31 protein-coding genes and 1 pseudogene are annotated in these 26122 nt (G+C 51.2%); 9 read left to right on the top strand and 23 right to left on the bottom strand.

Annotation, left to right across the window (positions count from 1 at the left end; translation table 11 throughout):
* The 10 genes and pseudogenes from HMPREF0645_RS12610 to HMPREF0645_RS12655 all read right to left on the bottom strand — a co-directional run bounded on the left by HMPREF0645_RS12610 (position 1) and on the right by HMPREF0645_RS12655 (position 9149).
* On the bottom strand, positions 1 to 4383 hold the full coding sequence (locus HMPREF0645_RS12610; RefSeq protein WP_007175445.1) for a hypothetical protein: 4383 nt from the start codon (positions 4381 to 4383) through the stop codon (positions 1 to 3).
* 3 nt (positions 4384 to 4386) lie between these two features.
* Positions 4387 to 4581, bottom strand: a complete 195-nt coding sequence (locus tag HMPREF0645_RS12615; protein WP_044123704.1) for a hypothetical protein — start codon at positions 4579 to 4581, stop codon at positions 4387 to 4389.
* Positions 4582 to 4619: 38 nt separating this feature from the next.
* On the bottom strand, positions 4620 to 5099 hold the full coding sequence (locus tag HMPREF0645_RS12620) for a hypothetical protein (protein WP_007175447.1): 480 nt from the start codon (positions 5097 to 5099) through the stop codon (positions 4620 to 4622).
* The gene (locus tag HMPREF0645_RS12625) at positions 5099 to 5605 is read right to left on the bottom strand and encodes a hypothetical protein (protein WP_007175448.1); all 507 of its coding nucleotides are present in this window, start codon (positions 5603 to 5605) and stop codon (positions 5099 to 5101) included. Before HMPREF0645_RS12625 ends, HMPREF0645_RS12620 begins: the two co-directional genes overlap by 1 nt.
* Positions 5602 to 5880 (bottom strand): hypothetical protein, encoded by a 279-nt coding sequence (locus HMPREF0645_RS12630; protein ID WP_245544038.1) that lies wholly within the window; start codon positions 5878 to 5880, stop codon positions 5602 to 5604. The genes HMPREF0645_RS12625 and HMPREF0645_RS12630 overlap by 4 nt, the downstream gene beginning before the upstream one ends.
* The gene (locus tag HMPREF0645_RS12635; RefSeq protein ID WP_007175450.1) at positions 5849 to 6406 is read right to left on the bottom strand and encodes a hypothetical protein; all 558 of its coding nucleotides are present in this window, start codon (positions 6404 to 6406) and stop codon (positions 5849 to 5851) included. Before HMPREF0645_RS12635 ends, HMPREF0645_RS12630 begins: the two co-directional genes overlap by 32 nt.
* Positions 6407 to 6430: 24 nt before the next feature.
* The gene (locus HMPREF0645_RS12640) at positions 6431 to 6901 is read right to left on the bottom strand and encodes an N-acetylmuramoyl-L-alanine amidase (RefSeq protein WP_007175451.1); all 471 of its coding nucleotides are present in this window, start codon (positions 6899 to 6901) and stop codon (positions 6431 to 6433) included.
* A complete protein-coding gene (locus HMPREF0645_RS12645) occupies positions 6901 to 7086 on the bottom strand; it encodes a hypothetical protein (protein ID WP_007175452.1) in 186 nt (61 codons plus the stop codon). The genes HMPREF0645_RS12640 and HMPREF0645_RS12645 overlap by 1 nt, the downstream gene beginning before the upstream one ends.
* 62 nt (positions 7087 to 7148) lie before the next feature.
* Positions 7149 to 8081: pseudogene (locus tag HMPREF0645_RS12650) on the bottom strand (hypothetical protein); the annotation flags it as partial.
* A gap of 27 nt (positions 8082 to 8108) precedes the next feature.
* A complete protein-coding gene (locus tag HMPREF0645_RS12655; protein ID WP_007175454.1) occupies positions 8109 to 9149 on the bottom strand; it encodes a head maturation protease, ClpP-related in 1041 nt (346 codons plus the stop codon).
* Positions 9150 to 9412: 263 nt separating this feature from the next.
* Between HMPREF0645_RS12655 and HMPREF0645_RS12660 the strand changes: the two genes are divergently transcribed.
* From HMPREF0645_RS12660 to HMPREF0645_RS12690, 7 genes are all read left to right on the top strand, one after another.
* Complete coding sequence (locus tag HMPREF0645_RS12660; RefSeq protein WP_007175455.1) at positions 9413 to 9859, top strand: helix-turn-helix domain-containing protein; 447 nt, start codon at positions 9413 to 9415, stop codon at positions 9857 to 9859.
* 27 nt (positions 9860 to 9886) lie between these two features.
* Entirely contained in the window at positions 9887 to 11419 is a 1533-nt protein-coding gene (locus HMPREF0645_RS12665; protein WP_007175456.1) for a hypothetical protein, read from the top strand.
* The gene (locus HMPREF0645_RS12670; RefSeq protein ID WP_007175457.1) at positions 11416 to 11841 is read left to right on the top strand and encodes a phage protein Gp36 family protein; all 426 of its coding nucleotides are present in this window, start codon (positions 11416 to 11418) and stop codon (positions 11839 to 11841) included. The genes HMPREF0645_RS12665 and HMPREF0645_RS12670 overlap by 4 nt, the downstream gene beginning before the upstream one ends.
* Position 11842: 1 nt before the next feature.
* On the top strand, positions 11843 to 13201 hold the full coding sequence (locus tag HMPREF0645_RS12675; RefSeq protein WP_007175458.1) for a phage portal protein family protein: 1359 nt from the start codon (positions 11843 to 11845) through the stop codon (positions 13199 to 13201).
* On the top strand, positions 13195 to 14670 hold the full coding sequence (locus tag HMPREF0645_RS13050) for a phage minor head protein (RefSeq protein WP_211205386.1): 1476 nt from the start codon (positions 13195 to 13197) through the stop codon (positions 14668 to 14670). Before HMPREF0645_RS12675 ends, HMPREF0645_RS13050 begins: the two co-directional genes overlap by 7 nt.
* A gap of 107 nt (positions 14671 to 14777) precedes the next feature.
* Entirely contained in the window at positions 14778 to 15380 is a 603-nt protein-coding gene (locus HMPREF0645_RS12685) for a phage virion morphogenesis family protein (RefSeq protein WP_007175460.1), read from the top strand.
* Between the two features lie 2 nt (positions 15381 to 15382).
* Entirely contained in the window at positions 15383 to 15826 is a 444-nt protein-coding gene (locus tag HMPREF0645_RS12690; protein ID WP_007175461.1) for a hypothetical protein, read from the top strand.
* Here the strand turns inward: HMPREF0645_RS12690 and HMPREF0645_RS12695 are convergent.
* The 12 genes from HMPREF0645_RS12695 to HMPREF0645_RS12750 form a co-directional block, all read right to left on the bottom strand.
* The gene (locus HMPREF0645_RS12695) at positions 15823 to 16098 is read right to left on the bottom strand and encodes a hypothetical protein (protein ID WP_007175462.1); all 276 of its coding nucleotides are present in this window, start codon (positions 16096 to 16098) and stop codon (positions 15823 to 15825) included. The two genes, HMPREF0645_RS12690 and HMPREF0645_RS12695, sit on opposite strands and share 4 nt — an antisense overlap.
* Before the next feature lie 116 nt (positions 16099 to 16214).
* Complete coding sequence (locus HMPREF0645_RS12700) at positions 16215 to 16868, bottom strand: DUF3164 family protein (protein WP_007175463.1); 654 nt, start codon at positions 16866 to 16868, stop codon at positions 16215 to 16217.
* Between the two features lie 11 nt (positions 16869 to 16879).
* A complete protein-coding gene (locus HMPREF0645_RS12705) occupies positions 16880 to 17278 on the bottom strand; it encodes a hypothetical protein (RefSeq protein WP_044123700.1) in 399 nt (132 codons plus the stop codon).
* Positions 17236 to 17535: a hypothetical protein gene (locus tag HMPREF0645_RS12710; protein ID WP_044123706.1), complete on the bottom strand. Its 300-nt coding sequence runs from the start codon at positions 17533 to 17535 to the stop codon at positions 17236 to 17238. Before HMPREF0645_RS12710 ends, HMPREF0645_RS12705 begins: the two co-directional genes overlap by 43 nt.
* An 11-nt stretch (positions 17536 to 17546) precedes the next feature.
* Positions 17547 to 18140, bottom strand: coding sequence for an RpiR family transcriptional regulator (locus HMPREF0645_RS12715; RefSeq protein WP_007175466.1), 594 nt, complete (start codon positions 18138 to 18140; stop codon positions 17547 to 17549).
* Positions 18141 to 18142: 2 nt separating this feature from the next.
* Positions 18143 to 18373, bottom strand: coding sequence for a hypothetical protein (locus tag HMPREF0645_RS12720; RefSeq protein ID WP_044123701.1), 231 nt, complete (start codon positions 18371 to 18373; stop codon positions 18143 to 18145).
* The gene (locus HMPREF0645_RS13515; RefSeq protein ID WP_007175468.1) at positions 18348 to 18818 is read right to left on the bottom strand and encodes a DUF4406 domain-containing protein; all 471 of its coding nucleotides are present in this window, start codon (positions 18816 to 18818) and stop codon (positions 18348 to 18350) included. The genes HMPREF0645_RS12720 and HMPREF0645_RS13515 overlap by 26 nt, the downstream gene beginning before the upstream one ends.
* Positions 18811 to 19059 (bottom strand): hypothetical protein, encoded by a 249-nt coding sequence (locus tag HMPREF0645_RS12730; RefSeq protein WP_007175469.1) that lies wholly within the window; start codon positions 19057 to 19059, stop codon positions 18811 to 18813. The genes HMPREF0645_RS13515 and HMPREF0645_RS12730 overlap by 8 nt, the downstream gene beginning before the upstream one ends.
* Positions 19060 to 19249: 190 nt before the next feature.
* A complete protein-coding gene (locus HMPREF0645_RS12735) occupies positions 19250 to 19870 on the bottom strand; it encodes an ATP-binding protein (protein WP_007175470.1) in 621 nt (206 codons plus the stop codon).
* Positions 19867 to 20784 (bottom strand): AAA family ATPase, encoded by a 918-nt coding sequence (locus HMPREF0645_RS12740; protein WP_007175471.1) that lies wholly within the window; start codon positions 20782 to 20784, stop codon positions 19867 to 19869. The genes HMPREF0645_RS12735 and HMPREF0645_RS12740 overlap by 4 nt, the downstream gene beginning before the upstream one ends.
* A gap of 27 nt (positions 20785 to 20811) precedes the next feature.
* The gene (locus HMPREF0645_RS12745) at positions 20812 to 22866 is read right to left on the bottom strand and encodes a DDE-type integrase/transposase/recombinase (protein ID WP_044123709.1); all 2055 of its coding nucleotides are present in this window, start codon (positions 22864 to 22866) and stop codon (positions 20812 to 20814) included.
* Between the two features lie 12 nt (positions 22867 to 22878).
* Positions 22879 to 23256, bottom strand: coding sequence for a hypothetical protein (locus HMPREF0645_RS12750; protein ID WP_007175473.1), 378 nt, complete (start codon positions 23254 to 23256; stop codon positions 22879 to 22881).
* A 559-nt stretch (positions 23257 to 23815) separates the two neighbouring features.
* Between HMPREF0645_RS12750 and HMPREF0645_RS12760 the strand changes: the two genes are divergently transcribed.
* Both HMPREF0645_RS12760 and HMPREF0645_RS12765 read left to right on the top strand, forming a co-directional pair.
* Positions 23816 to 24382, top strand: a complete 567-nt coding sequence (locus HMPREF0645_RS12760) for a S24 family peptidase (RefSeq protein ID WP_156777943.1) — start codon at positions 23816 to 23818, stop codon at positions 24380 to 24382.
* A 23-nt stretch (positions 24383 to 24405) separates the two neighbouring features.
* Positions 24406 to 24966, top strand: coding sequence for a lipoprotein (locus tag HMPREF0645_RS12765; protein ID WP_007175476.1), 561 nt, complete (start codon positions 24406 to 24408; stop codon positions 24964 to 24966).
* Between the two features lie 474 nt (positions 24967 to 25440).
* Here HMPREF0645_RS12765 and HMPREF0645_RS14280 read toward each other — a convergent pair whose 3' ends face one another.
* Entirely contained in the window at positions 25441 to 25659 is a 219-nt protein-coding gene (locus HMPREF0645_RS14280) for a hypothetical protein (protein WP_007175477.1), read from the bottom strand.
* Positions 25660 to 26122: the final 463 nt, after the last annotated feature.

Genomic DNA, 26122 nt, shown 5'->3' on the forward strand with positions numbered 1-26122 from the left:
CTATTTCACTTTTACGCCATCGCGAGTTATTTTTTTCATTTCTTCCTTTATATCTTTCAGAGATTGGGCACTGCTGCCCGTATTGTCCTCGATTTTCTTCAGGTGTCCCTGGGCGTCACTCATCCTGACGGCTATGTCCTCCACGCGGTCATCGATGCTTGCCCAGTGCATCTGGCCGCTGACGAACAGTCCCTCCAGCTTTGTTCCCTGGTCCTGGCTCATCGTCATGAAGGCACCGCTTTTGCCTGACTGTGTCGTGCCTCCGGTCTTGTCGGTCTCCTTGATGATACCTTCGTTCCTCAGCTGCTCGATGTCGTTCCTGGCACTCTTCACATAGTCCTCGTACTCCTGCTTCAGTATGTCAAGCCATTTCCGGTACTCGGCATCGGTTATCTCACCGCTTGTCTTCGCCTTGTTCAGTTTGGCAAGATTTTCGTACCATGTTTCCAGATTCTTCTGGAACTTCGCGCCGACGAGGTTGTTCACCGCCATCTTGTTAACCATCTCCTGCCAATTCTCGGCTATTTCATCAAAGACCTTCTCTGAGCCGTTGGCAAGTCCATAGAGGGAATTTAAGAAGCTGTCAAAGACATTGTCCTTGGTCGTGGTGGTCAGGTTCTCATAGAGGGCGTCCGTAATCTCCTTCAGCTTGCCGGCCTGCTCGATATACTTGTCCAGCTTCTCGGCCACCCGACCGCCGTAGCCGCCCTTGCCGGTATCCTGCAGCAGCTTCCACATGTCCACATTGGAGCGCAGCATCTTCATCTCCTCCGGGCTGAGGTTCCAGATGTCCCCGTTCCACTTCCTGCCCATCTGGGCACTCAGGCGGTCTATCTGTTCCTGGCTGTAACCGCGCCAGTAGTAGTTGAAACTGTGGTGCGCGGAATGGTAACCGGCCTGCGCCTGGGCAATGCCCTTGTAGTTGTCGATTGTCTCGCGTTGCAGCTTCTCCGCATCATCAGATATGCGGATGGCGATGGCTCCCCGGGCAGTCTTCATCTCATCAGTCAGGTCTTCGATGGCCTGCTCCAGCAGCTCGTTCCGCTTGGTCAGCCGGTCGATGGCCTCCGCGACTTCCTCCTCGTTGGAATTGGTGAACCAGTCGCTCGGCCCCTTGATACTCAAGGCTCCAAAGGACAGGATATTGCCGATACGCCCCAGTACAGTGTCAAGCAGACCGCCTATGCCGTTCACTACAATGCTTTCCAATACCTTGAACAGATTCTCCGGCAGGTCGAAAATGGCATCTATCAGGTTGCCGATGGCGTCCAGTATGCCCACCACGAGGTCATCAATCCATCTGAGGGAGATAATTTCCTTAATGGCGTCAAGGATGCCCGTCACGAAGTTCTTGATGCCGTGTACCAGGTCGAGTATCAGTTTGGGTATCTGGGCCACGATACCGATGATACCGCCAAGCCCGCTTGACAATACGCCCGACAGGCTTCCGCCGATACTCCCCAGCGCACTGCCCATCGTGCCCGACAGCGTGGTGCCTATCGTCTTCGCCATGCCTTCCCCCATCTGCGGAAGTATGGAATCCAGCGTACCTTTCAGCTGGTCTATCTGCCCCACGGACTGCTGAATGCCGCCAAAGCCCTCCACGCCCTGCCAGCCCTTGGCATTGCTTAATGCTGTTGTCAGTCCGCTCGTGAAATTCGCCACCTCATCGGAGGTCCGGTTCAGGGCCGCACCGAAATCCTCCATACTCTCATGTGCCTTGGCTGTGGCATCGCCCAGTTCCTGCGCCTTGGTCTCAAGTTCCCTGTACTGCTCTTCAGTAATCTCTCCAGAGGCGAGTTTCTTCTTGCCTTCGTCTCTTGTCTTCACGGCGGCTTCCTCAGCCTTCACGGCGCGGTCGTAGGCGGCCACGCTGTCCGTGAACTGCTTGATGGCCTCGTCCAGCTTCTGCCATGTCACGCTCTGGTCTGTACCGACATACCGGCGCATCTCCTGTATCAGGTCCGTCACCTTCTGCTGGGTCTCCGCATCGGCGTTCCTGTAGTCGTCCGTTTCGACGTACGCGCGCAGCTGCTCCATCATCGGCGTCATCATCTCCTTGGTCAGGTTGCCCACGCCGCTGAAGAGAGCGCTCCAGTCTATGCCACGGCTGATCTCCTCGAACGACATGCCGGCCTCGCGTTGCTGCTGTTCCTTGCGGAGTTGGGCTTTCTTCCACTTCTTCGTACTGTCGCTCACTTCGGAAGCGTCCACCTCGGCTATCTTCTGCGCTGTCTCCTTGGCGATGGCCAGCTTCTTCTGCTGGAACGAACCGTATTCCCTCAGGTATTCGCTCATCGCCTGAATCTCGTCCCTGCGCTGTTCCAGCTGTTTCTTCGCCTCTTCCTTGGCAATCTCTTTCTCGCCGTCCTTTTTCTTCATGGAGGCAAGGGCACGGGCTGAGGCAAGTGCTTCGGTCTGTTCACCGGTGAGATGTCCCTTTTGTGCATCGCGCCATTTCTTTTCCTGGGCGGCGAGTTCCTCCATTTCCTTCTTATAGTTTTCCTGGATTTGTCGGCGTTTCTTTTCAGAGCCTTCCTTGAGCAGGTCTATCTCTGTCTGGCGGTTCTTCTGCTGCAGGGCAAGGAGTTCCTTTACGTTACGCTCTTCCTCGTTCCTGGTGTCCTTCGCGGTCTTGGTCTTGCCTGTGGTTTTCTTCGGTTTGTCTGGGGCGGAGTGCCCACCGATATTTGCACTCTTGCCAATGGATGCAGCCTGTTTTTCCAAATCGGCAGCCTGTTTGAGATAGCTGTCGCGTTCTGCCTCCAGTTCCTTGGTTCGCTTGTTGTATGCTTCCTTGTTGTACCGCTCTACGGCCGCATGACCATCGTACATGCCGTTGCTCTCTGACTGCATCAAGTAATGTCCCATACGGGCAAACCAGCCCATATCGCTTTCCGCATTGCCCGGTTTGGTCGCCTTGTGCTTGGCAACCTTCTCGTCGGCTTCCACGGCCTTGTTCACGAGTGCCTGCGCCTTGGCCTGTAGGAAAAGCATCTGTATGTACTGCTCGGCTTTCTGGGTAAGTACATCGTACCATTGGGCCACGGTGTCATAATAGCCGAAAGCCTCGCCGTACTTGCGGTTCATCTCCTCACACTTCTTCTTCTCCTCTTCCTTGGAGCCGGTGAAGTTCTTCAGGCTCTCCCGGGTGGTGTCTATCTCAAAGCGGGTCTTGATCATCTCTGCCCGTCCCTGTGATTCAATCTCGACACGCTCCTGCGCCTTCCTTGCCGCTTCTTCCTGTGCGTCGGAGTACTTGTTCCAAGCCACGATGAGTCCTGTAATGACAACGGACAGACCGAGTGTCAGCGTGGCCATGAGTGCCGTTGCCGCGGCATTGGAAATACCCAGTGAGGTGGCAAGGCGGTAGTTGGCAGCCGTCAGCAGGTTCTTGACTTTCGTGACGGTTACCAGCCGGAATGCGCTGTCCTTGTTCAGGGCATTGAACAGCTGCTGCAGCCCCATCGTGATGGCCATGACGCTCTGTACCCGTGCCTGCACCTTCATCAGGTTTTCATTCTCGGAAGCGAAAAGGGACATCACGCCCGTGGCGGTGGTGAATGCGCCCGACAAACCGTTCACGCCGGATATGAAGCCCTGAAGGTTCGCGTCGTCATTGGAGAGGATACTGGTCTGCTGGCGCAGGTCTCCGAGAGTGTCTGAAAGTAGGGCAGCTTTCTCTGCCATCTGTCGGTACTCCTCGGTATTCTGCTCACCATTCAGACGCATTTTTGCCATGTCGTTCTGAAGCTCGCGCAACTGACGCGACAGGCGTTTGTTGCTTTCCCTGTTCTGTTCCTGTGTCTCTGTCAGGCTGTTGAGAATTACCTTTTCTTCCTCAAGGGCTTTCTTGGCGGCGTTCAATTCTGCCAGGGCTGCACCCTGCGCATTGCCCGGGGCTGCGTTGTCGTAGGCTTTCTGAAGGGAACGGACATCGGCTTCGACCTGTTTAATGACCGCCTTCTGTTCCGTTATCTTCTCTGTCAGGCTTTTGTTAGCCGCAGCCGCCTGTTCCTCAGAAATGGTTATCTTGCGGTATTCCTGCTCCAGTTGCGCCACGCCCTGTTTGGCCTGCTGGTGCTCCTGCTCCAGTTGCTGCAGTGCCCCGGTTTCCTCTGCAAGCACTTTCTTGCACGCGCTGATCTCGACCAGCAGTTCCTGCTGACCGGTTCCCGGCTTCATGGTCTGCAGCTTCCGCTGCAGCTTGTCCAGGTCAGAGTTCACGCCGTCAATGACCTTGCGCTGCTCATCAATCTTGGTATTGATGATCAGGGAGGCACGGCGGGCTGCGCCAAGCAGCTGCTCGACGCTCATCTTGCTCTTGTCGAGCCCCGCCGTCAGGTTGTCCCGCATCAGAAATTCTATCTCTACCGGTTTCATTCGCTATTGTTTTAAGTTGCTTTGAAAAAACGCCACTATATCGCTGGCTTCACTTTCAGGGCTTTGTGTGCTACCGTTGGCTTGCTTGCCATCTACATAGCGGGGAGCGTCGCTCAGCATCATGATTAGCGTCTGGAAGTTCACGCCGTTCAGGATATAGTCCACGCTCCATCCTGTGGCACTCGCTATCTGCCATATAAACCCAAAGGGGCTATGGGAGCCTTCCCAACGGCTCTTTAACTCCCCCTCTTTCCTTGGCTCAGTCTCAGCTTCATCGGATTCGTCATCTCTGCTGATCTGATAATAGGTATAAAAGACTGCGTGCCCATCAGCAATACGAATTGGCTGAAGGCTGCCTTCTGGTACTCCCACTTCATATAGTGCCGCACCAACCACGACAGCAGCCATACCGGCAGCCACCAGCGTTCCATCGTCAGGGCGATGATACGGCTCAAAGTCTTGCCATGCCGGGCAAGGAACTGCATCTGTTCCTTATGGTCCATAGCTTCCAGTTCGGCCGCCGTCGTGTCCATAGACAGGTAGGCATGCGCAATCTTTATCTGTCGGGCCAGCGTCGGGCGCTTCATCGTCAGCCGGAATCGCAGCGGCTCTTTCCTGAAAGGTATCCTTAAATCCTTGAGAGGGAGGGAAACGCCCGCATCAAGCAAGGCTTCCGCTCCCTCTCTCTGGATTTTCCTGATTACTTGCTCGTCCATCAGCCTTCACCCAGAGTGTCATTGATTTCGTAAGGAGCACCGCCATCCTCGGGCTTGTTCACCTTCAGCTGGCATTCTACCTTCGAAACTTCAGTCAACGTCAGCTTACCGCCGAGGTTGGCCAGGATGGTTCCGTTGGGAATGGTCATGGTCTGACCGCTCACGAAGTCAATGGTCCACTTGCCACTGAGGTCCACGAGAGAGGTCGGTGCTTTCCAGCCGGTCACCTTCTTGTTGCCCTCGGTGCCGGTCTCAACCAGCGTTCCGCCCAGCACGGCTTTCAGGTTCGCATAGTCCAGCTGGATAAGGTTGAAGGTCGGGCTCACCTTGCCGTTGCTCTGCATCAGCGTCAGCACGGGTGCGTCGGGCACCTGCTCGGCTTCCACGTCCACACTCTCCGGCTTCGTGCCGCCCCAGTCCCAGCTGTTCTTTTCGATGTAACCGATGAGGGCTTCGCCAAATTTCACGGCTGCGATGCCGTAGATGAATTTCTTGTTCTTGCTCATTTTCTAAGTTTTATAAAAGTGAATACTATTCCGATTATCCCGGACAGAAGCCCGGCACAAAAATACTTGAGCCGCATGAGGAAGCCGTTACCGGTACTTTCCTTCGCCTCCTCCTTATGCTCAGCCTTGCTGTCGCTCGCAATTTTGAGTTGCCGTTTCAGCGTGCTGATGGTCTTGGCATATCTGGCGCACACCAGTTCCAGGCTGTCGCATCCAGCTTCAATCACTATCCGTTCCGGCTCATCAGCCGTCGGCGCCTTGTGGCTCACCTTCACGCTCGCCTGACCTTTCCTCGCCGTGTAGCCCGCCCCTTGGGGCAACAGGCGAAGACTGTCCAGGTTCAGTGTCAGGCTTACCGTCGACATCGGCACCTTCACGGGCATCTGGCTCGTTTCGGTGATGCTCACCGCCTCGCTGTCCCTTGCCTCGAGAGTGCTTTGCACGACTTGGCTTTCCCTCGTCAACCTCTTCGTCGAGCGACAGCTCGCCACTGACAGGACAATTAGCGCGATGGGGGCAAACCTGAATAGCCTCGATAGCGCGGGAGAGGCGGTTGAGCGCACGCCGTGTCCGGCTGTTCTCGACTCCCAGAGCCTCAATCTGTTCTTTGGTCTCTTCATATTTCTTCTGTGTTTCAACCAGCAGCATCGAGATGTCCTCGTACATCGTCTTGTAGGTGTCGTGCACCTCCTTGGCGGTCTTGGCCTCCCGCGCCTTGCGGTTCGCAATCCACGCAATGGCGGCACCGATACCGCCAGACGGGATTGCCCATTGCAGAATCTGTAATATCGTGTCTGCCATTGCTTGTATATTGTGAATTGTAAATTATGAATTATGAACTCCTATCTCGCGCAGCCACTTGCTTACGTCAAACGAAGGGCACGCCTTGCGCGGATTCAGGTCGTGGTGCCCCACAATGCGTATCTGCGGGAAACGCTCGTGGAAGTCGCGCACATAGCGTTTCAGGGCTTCCTTCTGCGCCGCCGTCCGCGTGTCCTTGGGCTTCATGGCTTTGTCGCAGCCGCCCACATACACGATGTGCCGGCTCACGCTGTTGTAGCCCGCAGCGCCGTTGGTAACCTCCCACGGATCCACCTGAGCGTCCTCGTTGTTGTCCACCAGCCGCTCCACGCTGCCGTCAAGGTGGAAGAGGTCCGTGTAGCCCACCTGCTTCCAGCCACGCCCACCCTTGCTTACCGGGTCGGTGTGCCAGTGGCGTATCTCCGCGGAGCTTACCTCACGGTCTTCCGGCGTGGCGGTGCAGTGGATGACGAGATATTGCATTGGCTTGCTCATTATCCTATGTGTTCTGAGTATTCTGCCAAGCCACGGCTAACAACATCTGCAGCACGCTCGGTCTCAAATTCCAATACGGTACCGGCTTCGTAGCGGATAGTGGTGTCAAACTTGTCAAGGAAGTCCTGGACTACCTTGATAGATACCTTTTTCTCTTCATTCTTTTCGTTCTTTTCCTTTTCCATTTTTATTCTATTTTATGGTTTATACTAAATCTCTGCTGTCCACATGGTTATCCGTGTGCAAGGAACTTTGGTGAGGAACGCTTGTCCAGCACGATGAATTCCTCACCGAAGGCAATGTTAGTGTCTGCCTTCATAAGCATCTTGAAGAAGTACAATTCACTCATATTGCTCACAGGACCAATCTTGATGACATGTTCGTCGTCTTGGAGGTTCACGGCTGCAAACAGATTGCTCGTCATTGCGTCAGGGCTGCACAGCGTGGCCACGATAAGGTCATCAGGCCATGCCGCGAGGGTCTCAATCTTGATGTCCTTGTACATCTTCAGGTTGCGCGTGGTTTCGTCACGGTTCTTGTACTCGCGGGCCGTCAGCTCGTCATCGTACTTGTTGAAGTCCGTAGGGCTCATCAGGAAGCGGAGGTTCGGGTTTTCAATCATCGCTACAGGAATTTTTGCACGCACTGCCTTCAGGCGGCCAACCATTGTCGTTTCATCCGAACTTACGACGACAACGTTCTGGTCCTTTGCAGCCTGTGTCAGGATGCCGTTGAAGAGATGATCGTCGTCATTACCTTGTACGCCGTTGATGTAGTGGTTCCCTAACTCGAACTGTACCTGTTTTGACAGGGCGTCGAGAAGCTGGTTCTGTACGGCAGGTGGAAGCTCTGCAAAAACGAGGTCGCCCTTAGGCTGGAACTGACGCCATACGCTCTCGAATGTGCGCGGGTTGAAAACCGTGAACGCCATGAAGTCCACAGGGTTCAGGCTCTGCTCCGAATAATCGAAGCCACCCTTCGAGTCGCTTACCTGGGGATCTTCCTTCTGCTGCTGCAACATCTTGCTTGTGCGCAGACGGGGAATGGATACTTTCTTCGACACATTCGGGATAATGTGGATAAGTCCCTTGCCCACAATCTCGTTGTTGGTCGTCGCAACGGTAAGGAGCTGCTCCAGCACCTCGCCATTGTAGTTGGTGTTTTTAATATTGATTGCCATTGTTTATGAAATAATTATTTACAGGTTTTACTTTCCGTGATATTTGTCGCGGATCTCACGCTGGCGCTTCTCCCAGGGACTCTCATCACCGGGATTGCCACCCTGCAGGATGTCCCTTACCATTTTCTTTGTTGGCAAGGCTGCCAAAGCCTTCTTGCCGTCATCGGGGTGCTCTTTCAGCAGGTTCTCATAGACGGGGCGTGTCTCCGCATTGATGCGACCGTCTTTCTCTGCGGCATCGAGCAGGGCCTTGCGCGCTGCTGCCGCCGCTGCCTCTGCCGCATCCTCAAAGTCCTTCAATTTTGCCTTCAGCGTGTCATTCTCCTTACCGATACTGTCAGCGCGCCCGGCAGTGGTTTCCAACTGGTCGAGGCGTGCCAGCACGTCGGCCTCCGTCGCGCAGTCCTTGAACTGCGGACGTTTTTTCAATTCTTCAAAGTTCATGTCCGAAATGTTTAGTGGCTCATTGAGCCGGTTATTAAATATTGCATATATCTGTTCTGGCGTACTGTCCTCCGGCACAGGGTCTGCATCGTAAATGCCGTCAATCAGCCCAAGGCTAAGGGCTTCGTCTGCCGTCAGCCAATGGTCAGTACCGTCGAAATAGGCAGCCTTTACCGCCGCCGCATCCTTGCCCAGTCGCTCGGCATACATCTGGCACAGCGTGTCTTCCAGACTCTCCATCTGCTCAAGCACCTCCTTCAGGTCTTTCTTGTTGCCGTAGCAACCGCCACTCACGCTATGAAGCATTAGCCGGGCATAGCGGCTCATATATACCGGCTTCCCGCAAAGGGCTATGACGCTCGCCATAGACGCTGCCACACCATCTACATAGAGGGTGATGTTCGCCTTGCTTGCACGCAGGGCGTTGAAAATGGCTATGCCAGTATAGACCTCGCCGCCGACACTGTTGATACGGATATCAATATTCTTGTATGCCGATTCCGCTGCCATGAGTTCACGGGTAATCTGTCCGCTCGTCACCGCTCCATAATTGTCGCCTATGTCTCCATACAGCAGGATGCAGCAGGTGTCTTCGCCGGGGATGATGTTGAAAAATCTATTCATTTGTCGTTGTCGTATTATTGTGGGTTCGCTTTACGATGCAATGATTGTGCAAGCGAGAGCAGAGCGGAACCACTTCCAGCTTTGCCGAGCGCAGCCAATTATCGCTTTTCAATGCAAAGGTGGGGGATTTTTCACAAGTTTGCAAATCGCCTTTTTATCATACAATACTTATAATCAACTTATTACGATACAAAGCTTTATCATACGGACACGATTTGCAAACACCACAAAAACAAGCCACCTTTGCATTATATTTTTCAAATATGGCAAAGGAATTAAGCAACACACAGAAGAAGGAATGGGCAAAAACGCTCTATCTCAAGGAGAATCTCACACAGCAGGAGATAGCCGACCGCGTGGGGGTGTCCCGCGCTACCGTCAATCGTTGGATAGCCGATGGAAAATGGGAGGAACAGAAGGTCGGACTCACGCTCACCCGTGAGGAGCAAGTAGCAAATCTATATCGGCAGGTAGCCGAGATAAACCGGAAGATAGCTGAGAAGCCAGAAGGAGCGCGCTTCGCAAGTAATGCCGAGGCGGACATCCTCGGCAAGTTGTCTGCCGCTATCCGGAAGATGGAGACCGATGTCGGCATTGCTGATGTTATCAGCGTGCAGACAAAGTTTATCGAATTCCTGCGCCCCATAGACCTCGACAAGGCAAAGGAACTCACACAATTATCAGACGCATTTATTAAGTCGCTCCTGTAAACATTAACATTCAACCCACCCATATATATGAAGCAAGCTGACAGAAACGCGCTGCTCGACTGGGAGAAGTACCGCCAGGACATCATGCGTGCCACACCTGTTGATAAGGAGATGAGCGTTGCCGAGCGTGAACGCCACCGCCTTTATCTGGAGGCGCATCCCATAGAGTGGATAGAATACTTCTTCCCCAACTATGCCAAGTATGAGTTTGCCGACTTTCAGAAACGCGCTATCCGCCGTATGATTGCAAACGATGAATGGTACGAGGTTCTCTCGTGGTCACGAGAGTTGGCAAAGTCCACCATTACGATGTTCGTCGTCATGTACCTCGTACTCACGCGACGCAAGCAGAATGTTATCCTTACCTCCAACAGCAAGGACAACGCCATCCGGCTATTGACACCGTACAGGGGAAACCTTGAAGCCAACGGGCGAATCATTGCCTATTATGGCAGACAGCAGTCCATAGGGGCGTGGACCGAGGACGAGTTCATTACCAAGCAAGGGGTTGCATTCCGGGCAATCGGTGCCGGGCAATCGCCTCGTGGCTCCCGTAACGAGGCCATACGCCCCGATGTGCTGCTCGTTGATGACTTCGATACTGATGAGGACACTAAGAACCCCGACATCATTCAGAAGCGGTGGGAATGGTGGGAACAGGCACTTTATCCTACACGCTCCACCTCCGAGCCTACGCTCATAGTCTTTTGTGGTAACATTATCGCAAGGGACTGCTGCATAACCCGCGCTGGGGAGATTGCCGACCATTGGGACATTATCAACATACGCGACAGGAACGGCAAGAGTACATGGCCGCAAAAGAATACGGAGGAGCACATCGACCGTACCCTCTCAAAGATTTCCACGCTGTCGCAGCAGCATGAGTATTTCAACAATCCTATTTCGGAGGGGGAGATATTCAAGCAGGTGGTATATGGCAAGGTGCCGCCGCTCTCCAAGTTCAAGTTCCTCGTCATTTACGGCGACCCTGCACCGGGAGAATCGAAAGGAAAGAAGGGCAAGTCCTTCAAGGCGGTCATGCTCCTTGGAAAGAGCGACAGTAAACTCTATGTCATCAAGGCACGCCTCGCACAGGCACTCAATGCCGAGTTTATCGACTGGTATGTGCAGCTGCTCGAATATGTGGCAGGGCGCAGTACCGTATATTGCTGGATGGAGAACAATAAACTTCAGGATCCGTTCTTCCAGCAAGTGTTCCGCCCGCTCGTCCGGAAGGTGCGTAAGGAGAAAAACATCACGCTCTATATTCAAGGTGATGAGGAGAAAAAGACAGACAAGGCAACGCGTATCGAGGCAAACCTTGAACCAATGAACCGCGAGGGTAACCTGATTCTCAACGAGGCTGAACGCGACAATCCGCACATGAAGGAACTGGAGGACCAGTTCAAGCTCTTCACACTCTCACTCAAATACCCTGCCGATGGTCCTGATGCCGTTGAGGGCGGAAACCGTAAGATTGACGAGACGGCACAGCGGGCTGACCGCCCACTCACACAGTCGCGAAGAAGTGTAAGAAACAGAAACAAATATAGATTATGAGCCAGTTTGTTGATATAAAGGACTATGACGCAAGCGTACACCGCGAAATCCTCGATGCGCTTGTAAGGGACGATGGGACACTCGTTGAGATTTGCGAGGACAGGGCCATCGCCGAGATGCGGGGCTACCTCTCCAAACGTTACGACTGCAACGCCATCTTCTCAGCATCGGGCGAAGAGCGCAACCAGCTTATACTGATGATGGTCATTGACATTGCCGTGTACCACATATTCTGCATACACAACCCTCAGAAACTCTCACAGGTACGCAAGGACCGCTATGAGAGGGCGGTGGAATGGATGAAGGCTGTGGCAAACGAGGAGGTTTCCATCGACGGCGCACCGCTACTGCCAGAGGAGGACAGGGCGAGAAAATCGGCACTGATGTTCAAGAGCAATCCAAAACGAATAAACAGATTATAATATGAGCAGAAAGAATAAAGAACAAAATGCAAAAGGGCGTATCACCGTCAGTGGAAACGTGCCACGTCCGGGACAGCGGCAGCCCGCCATCATCCGTATCACGCAGCCCAAGCGGTTCAATATCGACACGGCCGACTTTATGAGCGCGGTCAAGGCTGCCGAGAATGTTGATTATGCCCAGCGCTCAAAACTCTATGACCTCTATACGGGCATTCTGCTCGACACCCACCTGTCGAGCGTCATGGAAAAACGCAAGAACGCCGTGCTGTGCTCTGCTATAGAGTTTCAGCGAAACGGAAAGCCCGATGACCATATCAATGAGCAAATACTATCACCGTGGTTCTATCGTTGCGTGGCCGACATTCTCGACGCGCGCTTCTGGGGCTTCTCGCTGATGCAGTTCTTCAAGAATGGGGAATGGATAGACTACGACCTCATTCCAAGGAAGCATGTGGAGCCGGTGCGGAAACTGATTCTAAAATACCAGACCGACATTCAGGGCACCTCATGGGACGAATTTACCGACCTGCTCTTCGTCGGGAGCGGTACCGATCTCGGACTGCTTGCCAAGGCTGCGCCCTGGGTTATCTATAAGCGTAACACCACCGCCGACTGGGCACAATTCTCCGAGGTGTTCGGCATGCCTATTCAGGAGTACATCTATGACACCGACGACGAGGAGTCAAGAACCCGTGCATTGCAGGATGCCAACTCCATAGGCTCCCTCGCCACTTTCATTCACGGCAAGGATACCGAGCTGCAACTGCGTGAGGCCGGCAACAAGACAGGCTCTGCCGATGTGTATGAGCGGCTCGTAGAACGGTGCAACAGTGAGATTTCAAAACTGATTCTCGGAAACACCCTCACCACGGAATCGTCAGAGAAGGGTACACAGGCGCTTGGCACGGTGCACAAGAAGGTGGAGGACAATGTGGCGAAGGCTGACCGCGAATATGTCCTCAGCGTGCTCAACTATGATATGACCGACATCTTCTTCCACATGGGCATTGACACCTCAGGGGGCAAGTTCTGCTTCCCTGAAAAGAAAGACATTGATCCCAATACCGAGATGAGCGTCCTTACACAGCTGCATACGACATTCTCGCTCCCTATCGATGACGATTACCTCTATGAGAAATTCGGCATAGAAAAACCAAAGGACTACGACCGGCAGAAACAGCGTCAGGAGGAAGATAGAAAAGTCAGGCAACAGGCAATGATGCAGCCAAATAAAGAAGATGAGGGGGACACGGATGAGAGTCAAAGTTCAAATCACAAATCTCAAAGTTCAAAGTTAAAGGACCGCCTCCGCTCTTTTTTCGCGAAAGCCCCGCAGGACGGGGCTCGTTTAGACTGGTAGTCAATCATATATACTTCGATGCGGACAACGCACCGGCTTCCAGTCTGCAATTCGATGAAGAATTGCTGGTAAAGGCACTCGGTAATATCTACCGCAAGAAGTTCAATATAAAGACGGAGATAGAGCCGCTGCTATATGGAGCCGTGAGCGGCATATTCCATCAGGCTGCCGATGAGGGTTTCCAGCCACGCACGGTGACCGACCCCGATCATGACTTCTACGAGCAACTGCGGCACTCTGGAGATGTGTTCTCGGCTTTCAAGGTACATCGGGCACAGAACGATATGGCGGCGCGACTGCTCGACTCAAACGGTGTTCTAAAACCGTTCAACCAGTGGCTGAAGGAGGTTATGCCCATTGCCTCGCACCAGTGTGGGGCATGGCTCAAGACGGAGTACGACACGGCCGTCATAAGGGCGCACCAGGCTGCCGACTGGCAGCAGTTCCGCCGCGAGGCCGACGTGCTGCCCAATCTCAGGTGGATGCCCTCGACGAGCGTCCACCCCGGAGAGGACCATCGGCGATACTGGGGGACCGTCCGCCCCATCGACGACGATTTCTGGAACCATCACCGGCCGGGCGACCGCTGGAACTGCAAGTGCAGTCTCTCCAACACCGATGCCCCCGCTACTCCCATACCTGCCGATAGTCCGGAACATCATAGTGGTGGCAATAACCCTCAGTCAGGACTTAAAGGTAATCCAGGTACAACGGCACAGATTTTCTCCGATGATCATCCATATTTCCCAGACTCTTGTGAGCATTGTCCTTTCTATACGCCGACAATATCCGATAGGTTACGTAATACATTCCAAAACAGGAAGAAACACTGTAATACCTGCCAATATGTAAACAAACGCATTGAAAAAACAGCCAACGACAAAAAGGAACTCATCAAGAAGCGCAGGGAAGAGTACAGGAGATTACTCAAAGACGACAGTTACACATCTGTAAAATTCGACAAGAAAACTGGTGGGCTGAGCGCAAATCATATAGGGCACATTACCCACGAAGGACCGAGAGCCGAGCGTTTCTTCGGAGGGCTAACATCGACCGACCTCGAAAACGAATGCCAAACTCTATTATTCAAGATGGGACATAAAGTGCTTTTCATGGATGAACTGAAAAGAAAAAATGGGCAGCAGCTGCCAGCACTTGATATGGAGTTGGATGGTGTACTTATGGATATACGCTCTGTAACGGGAAATGGATGGTACTCAAATATCTTTGGAAAGAAGAATGACCAGTTAAGGCGTTTCAATAGCAGAGAGGACATATCTGCAAGTGCAGATTCTCTTTGTTTGTATTTTCATAACGCACACCTCTTCGACAGGGAAAAAATGGAGAGATCTATCAACTTCTTCAAATATCAAAGAGACAATAAGGGAGAGCCTGTCGAAAGGTATATCAAGCATGTGTATTGTGTAGTTAAAGGGCAAAAAGATATTTTGATATTTGATATAGAATAAAAAAGCCGGGTTTCTCATGGAACACCCCGGCGCATTGGGAAACATACAGAAATTACTTCCTATGAATCCACTGCAAATATACAACTTATTTTTGAAAAAACAATTTTATGGACGCAAAAGATTACATAAAACTCATAGAACAGCATAAAAAGGAACTGGGAGAACTCATGCGCAGGAAACTTCCTGTCATTGTCGGGCGTATGGCAAAGGATCATTATCAGGACAATTTCCGCAAGGGAGGTTTTGTCAATAATGGGTTGAAAAAGTGGCCCGTTACCAAACGGCAATACTCTGGCTCCAGTTCCGCTTCGGCAGCATACGGCCCGCTTCTCTCTGGGCGTAACCACCTCTTCGGCTCTATCAAATATGTGCCAGCAGACTACCGAGTCAAGGTCGCCAACGAGGTGCCATACGCTGCCATACACAATGAGGGTGGCACCGTCAATCCGACGGTAACACCCAAGATGCGCCGCTTTGCCTGGGCGATGTATCACAAAGTTACGGGCAGGGAGAAAAACAAGAGGAAAACAAAGAAAGCCGGTACGAAGGAAAATGCTGCCGCAGGGTTCTGGAAAGCCCTTGCTCTGACTAAAAAGCAGAAGTTAAGCATCAAGATCCCCAAGCGCAGATTTCTCGGAGAAAGTGCGGAACTCACCAGAAAAATCAATGAAAAAACAGAACAAGAAATTACGAAAATTCTAATAATATAATTATGGAGCAGATTTTTATTTCAATCCTCGAACTCATCAGTCGTGAAATGCCGGAACTGTCGCTCGTAGATGAGGACTACGGACAACTGGAAACCGATGAGGATACTTACCCCGTAACTTTCCCCTGTGTCCTCGTAGGTAATATGGAGGCGGACTGGAACGATATTGGCATGGGAACGCAGAAAGGAATAGTATCGCTTACAGCACGCCTGGCTATTGACTGTTACGATGATACACATATAGGGTCAAGTACTACGGAAAAAACCGCTGAGCGACTCCTTATGGCAAACCGTCTCTACACCGTACTCCAGGACTCCCTGCACTCGCAGGATATGGGACCGATGTGCCGTACAAAGAGCCGATGCTACTCCATGCCGGGAATGATTAAGGTTTATGAGTATGTCTTTCAGTTTGAGTTGCATGACGCTTCGGCGGCAGAGGATTAGACGGCCGTGTCCTGGAACAGTTCAAGCTGCTTCGCTGTCAGGTGGGGCTTGCGCACTTTCGGAACAGGCCGCACATCTATGTCCTTCAACTCTGAGCATTTTTTCCGGATAATGGCCATGATGCGCTCCTCGCTGATGAAGAACTCCTGGGTAGAAAGCAGACGCAGCGCATCGTCGAAACGGAGACGTTGTACCTCTGTCCAATAGTAGTAACGACGGCACAAAGCCTCGTCACGCAATGCGATTAAATTACTATTCCTGCCTTTTTTCATACTCCACACACACAATTGACAGGCAAATATAACAAATTTAATTGATATTAAACGCAAAAAGTCGCTAAATCATTCATTTAGCGACTTTTACGTTAATCCTGTAAACAGGTTTCAGGCTACATCCGGCAGAAACTCGGCTCTATTCGGCTCCACACATTCGTTTCAGGGTTACGCTTCTGGAAGTAGTAGTTCACTGCATTCTTCTGCACCACATTTGCCTCCTTGAACAGGGCCATAATCTCGCCGTACTCACTGTCGAACTTGTCCTCCAGTTCGTAGAGCTTCGATATGCTCTTATAGTCCAGGTCGCCCGCCTTGTTGCGCTCCAGCAGCGTCATCGCCATCTGGTACATCGGGTCGTCCGCTCCCTTCTCGCTCTTTTTCATATAGCGCTTTAGGTAGTCAATCAGTCGCTCCGCCGCAAGGTCGGCACGCTCGTCAAAGCCTTTTACCTTGTTGCTCGCTATCTCCAGGCGAAAGTCGCCGTCAGTGATGGTGTAGCTGCGCTGGTCGCTCTTGCGCACCTGGCCGTAGTCCTTCATGATGGCTACGAAGCCTTCTATCTCCTGCGACAGCCAGTCGTGGAAGCCCCTCACATCGGTTACCACCTGCATCAGGCGCTGCTCCACCTCGTGCATCATCTCCGCACGCAGTCCCTCGTAGGTCTCACGCCGCTCGATGCGGTTCAGCTTCTCCTCGTTCTGCAACTCAGCAAGCAGCTTTGCCCGCTCTTCCTTACTCAAATCCTTGATGTTTACTTTTGTTTCCATTGTTCGTTGTTTTATTGGTTTGACTTCTTTCTGATTATCATTCTCAATTTTGTATTCAGGGCGTTCAGTTCCTCCGTGTCCAGTTCCCTGAACTGCTTGCCGGCTATCCGCCTGTCCTGGCAGAAGGCATTCACACGGTTCCAATTGGTGGTGTCAATGCCGTAAAGCTGCATCTGATGCAGTGCCCCGCTCCGTGCCTTACGCAAACCTTCCCGCAGACTGCGCCGACGCTCGTCATAGCCTGCAACATCTTCCAGCTGACGGCACATTGCGTCATATTCCGTGGAAGCCATCAGATGCAAGTGTTTTGTACGCCCATTCGTGAATTGCTCCACAAGCGTTTCTTTGTCCGCGTCTGGCAGCCGTTTCAGTAAACCGTAGAAACGCGCATAGTTCCGTTCCGCTCCCATAACTTCTCCTCCTTCCAGTCTTTATAGTTCTTCCTTGCGTTGGCAACAGCCTCAGGCAAAGTTCCCTTTATGTCGCCAACACCGAATAAAGGCACACCGTTCACGCTGGCGAACAGTTCACCATTGAACTCCATAACCTGCACAACTTCCCGTGCTTCTGCGTCAAGGGCAGCCTGGCGGGCAGCCTCAATGCGTTCCGCATGCTGCTCGTGCCACACTTGAATACGTCTCTTGATTTCTTCTAAAAAATTAATCATAATCATTGCTGTTAAATTGATGTAAAACTTATACCCATTGATATTGCCCTGCGCTCCATCACTTCCGAACGATGGGTAGCCGCTGTTATGAATGCCTCATTGGAAGCACGGGCTATCTCATAGCCTTTCTTGCGCAAACCATTACGGAGGCATATTTTCTCTTTCGGTGCCTGCACTACACGGAGCTTTGTCTTTTGCTCCAGACCGAATAATACCCTGCGCTTCTCTGCCTTGATGGTATTCTTTCGCTGTTCACCGATGCGACGGTGCATGGCGTCAAAGGCTTCTGCCGACATTTTGTCCTTCTGCCGCTCGCCTTTCTTAAAACGGTAAGCCTTGCCGTAAATCAACAGGTTCTTCGTTCCGACATTGCCACCATTGGCTTTGTTCCTTTTGGCAGCGTGTTCGGAAGCATTTCGCTGCATGGCTTTTGTAAAGTCTGGATGTTTCACCAATCCCATATCCCGTGCAATCCTCACTACTGTTCTGTGCGAGATACCAAGGTGTTCTGCCACTTCCGCGTTTTTGGTCTTACAGAAGTTATTGCGCATCCATTGCTGTTCTGCCTCAGATAGGATTATCTTGCTGTATTTATTTCTTTCCATTGCTATTCTTCTGCTTTCCACTCGACGGTTATCACGGCGTCGAGCCTGCCGCTGCCCTTGCATATCGGACATTCCTTCTTATAGCGTTCCTGCCACTCGTCCTCCTGCCAGTGGTAGCCGTTCCCTTGACAGTAAGGACAACTGTGCCCACGGCTCTCGATGCGGTCTGTCATACGCCCGCCCGGACTCATACGCCTCGGAGTGATTTCAATCATCCGTCTTTCCTTGCTCATAGCGATCTTGTTTTGATAGTCTTATTCTTTCGGGCAGTACCACGGTATAGTTGCAATATCGGCAGCACCGTCCTTCCGTTCTCACAGGATAGGGATTATTACCCATCCCCTCTATCTCTTTGCCGCAGATGCAGCAGGTTTTCCTTTCCTCTTCCTCAAAGACTGGCTGTATGCCGCAGCTCGTCGCCACGTCCAGTTCCAATTTCGCACCCTTACTCACCCACCAGTCCTTCAGCATGTAGATGTAATCGCATTGCAGCAGCAGTCCGATGTCCACTTTCATGTGCTTGCGCCAGTCGCCCGGTTGAGGCAGACCGTTGTTGAACGGGTTGATGGGGTGATAGCCCTTTGCTTTCAGGCGCTCCTCGGCTGCCTTGAAGGCTGCCTTGCGCTCGTCCATGTCATAGTGCGCTATCGCACCACTGATGTAAATTTTCTTATTCATTTTTATAGTCCTCCATTTCTTCAATTTCATATTCCCAATTACAGGCATCTCCTTCATTGATGTTGTCCCCAAGCCACTCAAACGCTGTGTCCACTTGCTCGTCCTGTCCTACAAGGTTACAATGTACGCATCCTCTATCTGCCAAGGCATTTAGAGCGTTAAAGACCTTCTCGCTGACTTCAACATCACATAAACCTACTGTATAGGTTACAGTTACTGTTAAATCCTTTATCTTTTTCATAATATGTTTTTTATATTTCTAATTGTACATTAAAATGATACTCTTTGCACAATCGCCGTATCTGTATGATTGTGAAAGGCATGCCGTCGTGCGCAAAGTATATCGTGCGTTCTCGCGTCTGTACCCTCACACCTTTCTTTCTAAGCCTGTATAGCAGGTTGTCCCTTATATTTGCCATAATTGCCTCCTTTTACATATTGCCATCGCCCCAATACGCTTTTGCCCGTTCCTCCCAGATGGTGTAATACCCCTTATTGCCGAAGTACCGTCCTTTGCTGATGGCACGGTAACCTTCCACCCATATCTTCAGAGTCGCATCATACATCACGCTCACTGCCGTGCGGCCGGCCGGCTTGTTACCGTCAGCCTGGCTGATGAAGATGAGCAGTTTGTCCCTATGTCGACCTTTGAAGTCCTGGTAGTCCTTGAAACTCATCTGTGTGTATTGGAAACTGTCTATCACTACAATATCGGGGCTCTTGCGCCTGCTCAGTCGTGTGTCCAGTTCCTCCATGCCCTCACAGAGCAGTACGAACCGTCTCGCCACATCCTGCATGCCGGCTTTCACGAGGGCGTTCTTCATCGTCAGCGAGAAGCCCTCCTCCAGACTGTCATAGGCGACCTTGCCGAACTTGGCCAGTTCCTTGCATAACTTCATCGTAAAACTCGTCTTTCCACTGCCGCTGCGCCCCCAGATAAACCATACTCCGTTCTTCTCCGGCTCACCGAAGGCTTCTGCCCATACTCCATCAAAGGGGTAGGTATCTTTCTTCATTCTTAACATATCGGTTACACTCATCGCCCTGTTCATTTTTTCACTGTTTTATCACCGTTCAAATGCTGCCTGGCTGCTGTTTGGATAGCCATCAGCTTCACCCTGTGTATGCTTTTTTTTACCCTGCGAAGGTCGAACTCGTATGCTTCCGAGTCTCTCACCACCTCCGAAATCCTGCCCTTATCCGTTACGCCGTTGGCCACGCAGACGGCGTGCACATCGTGTGCATCTGTCCGCTCCAGTTCAAAGAACTTGCGCCCGATACGGCTATGTATCTCGTTGTAGCCGCACTTGTTATAACGAAGCCCCATAGCCATGCGGCGCTTGATGTAGCTCGTTGAGAGGAACACCATACCGCATTTGTCCTCCAGCCGGTTGTACAGGTCAATGAAGTAGTGGAACACCCGTTCCGGCAGTTTGTCCGCCTCGTCGAAGAGCAGCAGCGGAGCCTCCATCTGTATGAGGTCATCGATGATGCGGTCCAGCAATTCACGCACGCTGTAGCCCTCGGTCCTCTGCCCGATACGCCGGGCAATCTCACGAATGAAGTCGCTCTTCTTCATGTCCTCCGAGCAGAGAATATAAAAGACTTCACTGTGCTCCGTGGCGTAGAGTTTCGCCGTGGTGGTCTTCCCACATCCGGCTTCGCCTACCACCCATGTTACATTCTTCACCGTCTGTGCGTCCTGCATTGCGAACACCATCTCCTGAAAGGCTTTGGTTTCCACCACCTGCCAGTCTGCACCTGTACTGGTACCCAGTTGCGTGCCGAGGTTGCGCCACATATCGTCGCTGATGTTCTCCCACTTGCCCTGCAGCACGCTGCTCACCGTGGCACTGCTCGTACCCGTCAGGCTCTGCGCTGCCTTGTTCTGGCTTGGGAACTTGGCCACATACTGCCGCAGCCCTTCCTGTATCCGCTTTTTCTCAATCGTTGTTAATTTGCTCATAATATTGTCATTTAATCAGTTTGACTTTTATAATTTCCCCGCCGTCTGTTTGAAATCCACTACGACAGCCTCCGTTTCTGTCCAATCTTCAAGGCTCAGCTGTTTGGTCTTTCTGCCCAACTTGTACTCCTCTGGCTGTCGGCTGTAGATGCCTGTGCGCCGTTCTATCTGCCTGCGCTCGGCGGCCGTCATGCCTTTTGGCTTCGGACTGCGCAGTCCGTGTTGCTCAGGCAGTACGCCGTGGTTTTTCTCTATTTCCCGTCCTGCCACCGTGCGCTTTATGCGGTCTGCGGTGTTGGCTGCCTGTTCCTGACGAATGAAGGCGGCCTCGCCCTCTGTCTGCTCCTGTATGGCACGGTGTACCACCAGGTAAGGCTCTGCCACACGCTCGAAGCGCAGACTGCCGTCGGTTTCTTTCTTATAGAGCCGTATACTGTCGAAATCGTAAGGGTCGTATTTCACCACGAAACGCTCGTAGGTGTGCCGTCTGCGCCACTCGTGGTCGGGCACGCCCGGTGCGCCCATCACCTCGTACTGCCGCTTCTTTCCCTTGATCGTTACCACGACACCTTGGTCGGTGAAGGTGCTCATGCGCTTGGCTGTTACCCAGAACATGTCCACCATATCGTGTGCCGTAACCTCCTGCGTTTCCTCGTTCACGCTGCCTTCATAGGCTTCTATCCGGCTCGTGCCGTAGGCGGGGTGCCGCATCTCGTTCCATTCCTTCGTGGCAAGGGTGTAGGCGTCCTTCAGTTCAGCAAGCGTGTAGAGACTGTCCTTGTTTTCCTCTATGAACTCAAGGTTCGGACGGCTGCTCATCTTCTTGGCGGTGATGTTCTGTCCTGTGAAGCGCCAGTCCTTGTGCAGTACCTGCTGCTGGAACCTGCCGAATACCGCCTCTATCGTCTTTGACTCGCCGTTGTAAGGCTGCGTGGTCCTGTGTATATGGCAGAGCTTTTTGAATAGTCCATCAGCGTCCAGCCTCTTGTGTCCGCCCTGGTTGTCGTGCACGATCTCGTAGGGCTTGTGCCCGGCCGTCTGTATGGCCATGCGGTAGGCATGGTATTGCGCCTCGTAATCCTCCGAGTCACTGATATGCCAACCAAGCATTACCTCGCTCATGGCGTCTATCACCACATACACCTGCGTAGTCCGCACCTTGCCGTCCTCGTCCCGGTAATACAGGTTCAGTTTCGTACCGTCGCCGTACCACAGCGCATCGCGCTTCGTCGGCAATGCAGTGCGGTGCTTGCGGCCGAATTTCTGGCGGGCTGCCTGCTCGCCGTAAACGGCATCATACCACAAGGGCATGATTGCCGCACTGTTCAGCCACCGCTTCATGCCGCTAAGACTTTTCAGAGGCTTCCAGCCGTTGGTTTCGGCACGCCTGTTCGCTTCTTCAAAAAGTTGCGTGTCGGTATAGACTGGCACCCTGCAACGCTTTAGCGCTATCAGCAACTGCCCGAACTCGTCGGTAATCTTCTGCGTGTTCCTGTTGCCTATCTTGCCGCTGATAAGGCTCGGATAACCGCCGACCTTGAAAGCTTTGATCTTCGCCTTCAGCCTCGCGGCGTTCTGGGGCAGCGTGTGCCCGTACTCTTCACGCATAGCCTCCGAACTCTGATAGATAACCTCCCAGGCTCCGGTCATGCTTCCGTTCAGGCTCTGGCGTATGGCCCTGCGCTGCGACATCATACGCAGCAGTTCCTTCAGCACGCTGGCATTGATGGTGTACTCCTCGATCAGCTTCTCCGTCAGGTGTTCCGCCACACCGTTCTTTTCGTAGGTGAACGCCTCATACCACTTGCGTGCCTCGCCGTCAAGCCGTATGCGGTCTTTCGTCATCGCTTCCTTCATCTTCTCTTCCGGATCGCCGTACTTCGCCACGAACCGCTCCTTGTATTTTGCAGGGAGGGAGCTCCATGCGTAGAGTGCCTGACCGCCCTCGCCACCTCCACGGTGAACGCTGGCAATGTTGCCGCGCCAGACATTGGAGAGCAAGGTAGAAGGCTTGATGACAGCCTCCTTCCCTCCTGTCAGTTCCGCGTAGGTTACGCACAGTATTTTGTTGAAGTACTCCATCCCGATTTCCATTTACAGGCTCATCGCCATCTGTTCAACCTCGTCGGTCAGTGCCATAAACTCCGGTATGCCCAAGCCCTGCTCGCATCGGCGCTCCAAACCATCCACAAACACATGGCTGCTCCCGTCCTTGCGGTCATACACCAACTGCACGCGCTTGCCGAAGTGCAATGTCATCGTCCGTGCCGCTTCCTCATGCGTCGTTTCCACCTCTTCGGGCTTCCAATTGGCCACGCCACCCAACTGCTGCAAGGCCGTGAAGCGTATCTTTCGCGCCAGGTCGCTGTCGCTTTTGAAGTTCAGCGCCTTCCATACCATAGGGTTCGTGCACTTGAACACCTTCCTGAGGTGTGCCTTTGCTTTCTCGCTTACAAAAATCTTCTTTTCCATATTTTTGTTTTTATAATTGTTGTTTTATAGTGCGGACACAGGGAGTCGAACCCTGCGGGAGCGACCCAGCAGTCCGTGCTGCCCGCTTTGGTGTCCTACAACTTGCTACTTTCTGATTTCATAGCATGTCGCCTAAGGGAGGCGAAAATCATGTTCCGTACGGAAAAGCAGGTCCAATACGATTCGTCACGGAAGCAGGCGTCAGAAGTCCCTCCCGCACTCCTCATCTCTTTTATTACCTCGCCTAATGCATCAACCAGCATGTCTAACTTTTCAGTACTCACTTTGTCTAAAAGATTCTTGTTCATATTCTTTAATCCTTAAAATTTGCAAACCACACCCTTTTTTATTATCTTTGGACGCTGTTTATATCATTAACACGCTGCAAAGATACAAAATATTTCGCCACATGCAAACAAAAGAACAAAAAATATCACCGATAAAACAGAGAATTTTGCAATTCTCTGCAACTTTAGGGGTGAGCAAACGCAATTTTTACTCCAAAATTGGGGTCTCAAGGGGTACCCTTGAGAGCAACACAGGAATTACAGAGGATATAATGGCGAAATTTATCGCCACCTATCCAGAGGTAAATATAAGTTGGCTTATTACGGGCGAAGGCGATATGCTGAAGTCTATATGGGAAGAACCACAAATCGAGGTGAAACCGATACATCAGCCACGGAGCACAGAAAAGAAAGAGGAAACACAGGTTGTTTACCTCTACGACTTTGAAGCATCAGCAGGGTTACGGGCTCTTTTCGACAATAACCGGCAGAATATCATCGACACCATCAAGATACCCAATCTGCCCAAGTGCGATGGCGCAATCCATATCGTCGGAGACTCCATGTACCCGCTTCTTAAGTCGGGCGACATTATATTATATAGGCAGATGCCACTCGACATCAACAACCTGCTCTACGGCGAAATGTATCTTCTTTCGTATGATATTGACGGCGATGACTACATCGTGGTAAAGTATATCCGCAAGTCCGAAAAAGGTGAACCATTTATCACACTCGGATCAGAGAACCCCGCACATGCACCGCGCGATATAGACTTTCGGCGAATTACAGCCCTTGCACTCGTCAAAGCCTCTGTGCGCATCAATTGCATGATATAGCAAATCCTTTTAATTATACAAGTATGAAAAAACTCTTTTTCCTGTTTGCTATTATTGCAACACTGACATCTTGCCAAAAGACAAAAGATGATTTAGCAGTAGATTTTATAAAAAAAAGTCTTAGGCTTATGAACAACGCTGGAGAAGAAGCAACTATCGTTTCATACGGTCCTTTGGTACCTGCACAATTGAAATTTGAAGAAACCGAGAAGGGGATGCAGTTGAAAGATGAAATAGACAAGATAAATAAGGAAGTGAGCGAGGATCTTAAATTCTTAAAGCAGTGGGCAGGTATTGCTAATATAGAAACCGATTTAGACAAAGTGCAAAGTAAAATAAAATTAGCACACCAACTTGAGGATTCTTTACAAGCAGAAAGTTTACATTTCACTTATGATACTTCAATGGTTATGAAACCGGTTGTCATAAAAAGGAATGAAGGAGGAATACAGATTACAGATACTGCCTATTATTTCTTTGATAAAACAGTCACACAACTTAAAGGCATAAAAGGAAAGAAAAATGGCACATACCAATATTTCGATTTCAAAACAACATATCAAAGATTGACAGCACCTAAATGAGCAAATAACAATAGACGAATCACCCTTATAATAGCATGATATGCCCTTAAAATAGACCGCACGCACACTTTTTACGGGAGGACTTAGCTAAACACGCCCCGAAAGCCTTGTAAATACAAGGTTTACCTAATTATTTGTGCGTTCCAATACTGGTATTATACCCCCTGTAATGTGGAATAGATGAGGGGGGCAAACGGCAAAAATCGGTGTCAATCCGTTTTTTCTCGCCATTATTAGGGGGGTAAATGTGGGCAAAACTATATAAAAAGTGCAAACCCAAATGCAAACCCTATCGACACATTTCGTTTTACACTGCAAACCCTATCGCAAACCCAAGTGTAAACCCAAAGCCATTTTTACTCATAAAATCACCCTATATTCAACCTCTTGAAACATAAAAACGGTTTCCGACTGTTCAAATACCAGTCGGAAACCGTTCAACTATTGTTCTATCAGCGTTTTAGCCGTTCAAACTTATCTCTTTTTTATCGCTTTTGACCGTATAAGTTCACCCGCCATAATACACGCCTTTTTATTCAAGACAACGCCGCCTTTGCTCAATCCGGCACGCTCCAGAGAGCACTGCTTTATCCCTATCTCATCTGCTGTCAGAACACTGTATATGGCCGGAATTGAGCCGAAGTAATAGTTCTTCCGCCCCTGTATCAAATGCACGTGTATAACCTTTGTCATTTTTCTATCCTTTAAGTTTCATTTTCGGCTGCAAATATACAAAATAATTACTATATACGATATTTTAAGCATATAAAAATAAAATTCACCCACCAAAAAGAGGCTTCTGCCCCCATGTCTTTTTAGGTTACCGTTATCATTTTCCCGACATCATGAAGATGATAGCACCCCATTTTAGCCCTCTTTTTTGCGCTCTGTGCCCTTGCAAACTCGCTGTGCCAATATCTTATCCTTTTGTGCTCGAAAAAGCCCTCAAATCGCCCTCTTTTGCGTTCCGTGTAACATTATCCCTTCAAACACTGTTCAAACAGCCCCCGAATGTAACGCAAATGTAAAGCCGATGTAACATTTCGTTTTGTCGCCGCACATCATCATCTATCAACCTAACCATCTGATTTACAAAGCATATCACGCATTTACGCTTCATCTCGTTTTCTCACATTTCGTTTTACCCCCCTTATGT

It is taken from the genome of Hallella bergensis DSM 17361 (genome assembly GCF_000160535.1).
In the GTDB taxonomy this organism is placed as follows: Bacteria; Bacteroidota; Bacteroidia; order Bacteroidales; family Bacteroidaceae; genus Prevotella; species Prevotella bergensis.

Coding starts and splice junctions, on each gene's coding strand:
- HMPREF0645_RS12610 (WP_007175445.1), bottom strand. CDS start 4,383: ATGAAACCGGTAGAGATAGAATTTCTGATGCGGGACAACCTGACGGCG.
- HMPREF0645_RS12620 (WP_007175447.1), bottom strand. CDS start 5,099: ATGGACGAGCAAGTAATCAGGAAAATCCAGAGAGAGGGAGCGGAAGCC.
- HMPREF0645_RS12625 (WP_007175448.1), bottom strand. CDS start 5,605: ATGAGCAAGAACAAGAAATTCATCTACGGCATCGCAGCCGTGAAATTT.
- HMPREF0645_RS12635 (WP_007175450.1), bottom strand. CDS start 6,406: ATGGCAGACACGATATTACAGATTCTGCAATGGGCAATCCCGTCTGGC.
- HMPREF0645_RS12640 (WP_007175451.1), bottom strand. CDS start 6,901: ATGAGCAAGCCAATGCAATATCTCGTCATCCACTGCACCGCCACGCCG.
- HMPREF0645_RS12645 (WP_007175452.1), bottom strand. CDS start 7,086: ATGGAAAAGGAAAAGAACGAAAAGAATGAAGAGAAAAAGGTATCTATC.
- HMPREF0645_RS12655 (WP_007175454.1), bottom strand. CDS start 9,149: ATGAATAGATTTTTCAACATCATCCCCGGCGAAGACACCTGCTGCATC.
- HMPREF0645_RS12660 (WP_007175455.1), top strand. CDS start 9,413: ATGGCAAAGGAATTAAGCAACACACAGAAGAAGGAATGGGCAAAAACG.
- HMPREF0645_RS12665 (WP_007175456.1), top strand. CDS start 9,887: ATGAAGCAAGCTGACAGAAACGCGCTGCTCGACTGGGAGAAGTACCGC.
- HMPREF0645_RS12670 (WP_007175457.1), top strand. CDS start 11,416: ATGAGCCAGTTTGTTGATATAAAGGACTATGACGCAAGCGTACACCGC.
- HMPREF0645_RS12675 (WP_007175458.1), top strand. CDS start 11,843: ATGAGCAGAAAGAATAAAGAACAAAATGCAAAAGGGCGTATCACCGTC.
- HMPREF0645_RS12685 (WP_007175460.1), top strand. CDS start 14,778: ATGGACGCAAAAGATTACATAAAACTCATAGAACAGCATAAAAAGGAA.
- HMPREF0645_RS12690 (WP_007175461.1), top strand. CDS start 15,383: ATGGAGCAGATTTTTATTTCAATCCTCGAACTCATCAGTCGTGAAATG.
- HMPREF0645_RS12695 (WP_007175462.1), bottom strand. CDS start 16,098: ATGAAAAAAGGCAGGAATAGTAATTTAATCGCATTGCGTGACGAGGCT.
- HMPREF0645_RS12700 (WP_007175463.1), bottom strand. CDS start 16,868: ATGGAAACAAAAGTAAACATCAAGGATTTGAGTAAGGAAGAGCGGGCA.
- HMPREF0645_RS12705 (WP_044123700.1), bottom strand. CDS start 17,278: ATGGGAGCGGAACGGAACTATGCGCGTTTCTACGGTTTACTGAAACGG.
- HMPREF0645_RS12710 (WP_044123706.1), bottom strand. CDS start 17,535: ATGATTAATTTTTTAGAAGAAATCAAGAGACGTATTCAAGTGTGGCAC.
- HMPREF0645_RS12715 (WP_007175466.1), bottom strand. CDS start 18,140: ATGGAAAGAAATAAATACAGCAAGATAATCCTATCTGAGGCAGAACAG.
- HMPREF0645_RS12720 (WP_044123701.1), bottom strand. CDS start 18,373: ATGAGCAAGGAAAGACGGATGATTGAAATCACTCCGAGGCGTATGAGT.
- HMPREF0645_RS13515 (WP_007175468.1), bottom strand. CDS start 18,818: ATGAATAAGAAAATTTACATCAGTGGTGCGATAGCGCACTATGACATG.
- HMPREF0645_RS12730 (WP_007175469.1), bottom strand. CDS start 19,059: ATGAAAAAGATAAAGGATTTAACAGTAACTGTAACCTATACAGTAGGT.
- HMPREF0645_RS12735 (WP_007175470.1), bottom strand. CDS start 19,870: ATGAACAGGGCGATGAGTGTAACCGATATGTTAAGAATGAAGAAAGAT.
- HMPREF0645_RS12740 (WP_007175471.1), bottom strand. CDS start 20,784: ATGAGCAAATTAACAACGATTGAGAAAAAGCGGATACAGGAAGGGCTG.
- HMPREF0645_RS12745 (WP_044123709.1), bottom strand. CDS start 22,866: ATGGAGTACTTCAACAAAATACTGTGCGTAACCTACGCGGAACTGACA.
- HMPREF0645_RS12750 (WP_007175473.1), bottom strand. CDS start 23,256: ATGGAAAAGAAGATTTTTGTAAGCGAGAAAGCAAAGGCACACCTCAGG.
- HMPREF0645_RS12760 (WP_156777943.1), top strand. CDS start 23,816: ATGGCGAAATTTATCGCCACCTATCCAGAGGTAAATATAAGTTGGCTT.
- HMPREF0645_RS12765 (WP_007175476.1), top strand. CDS start 24,406: ATGAAAAAACTCTTTTTCCTGTTTGCTATTATTGCAACACTGACATCT.
- HMPREF0645_RS14280 (WP_007175477.1), bottom strand. CDS start 25,659: ATGACAAAGGTTATACACGTGCATTTGATACAGGGGCGGAAGAACTAT.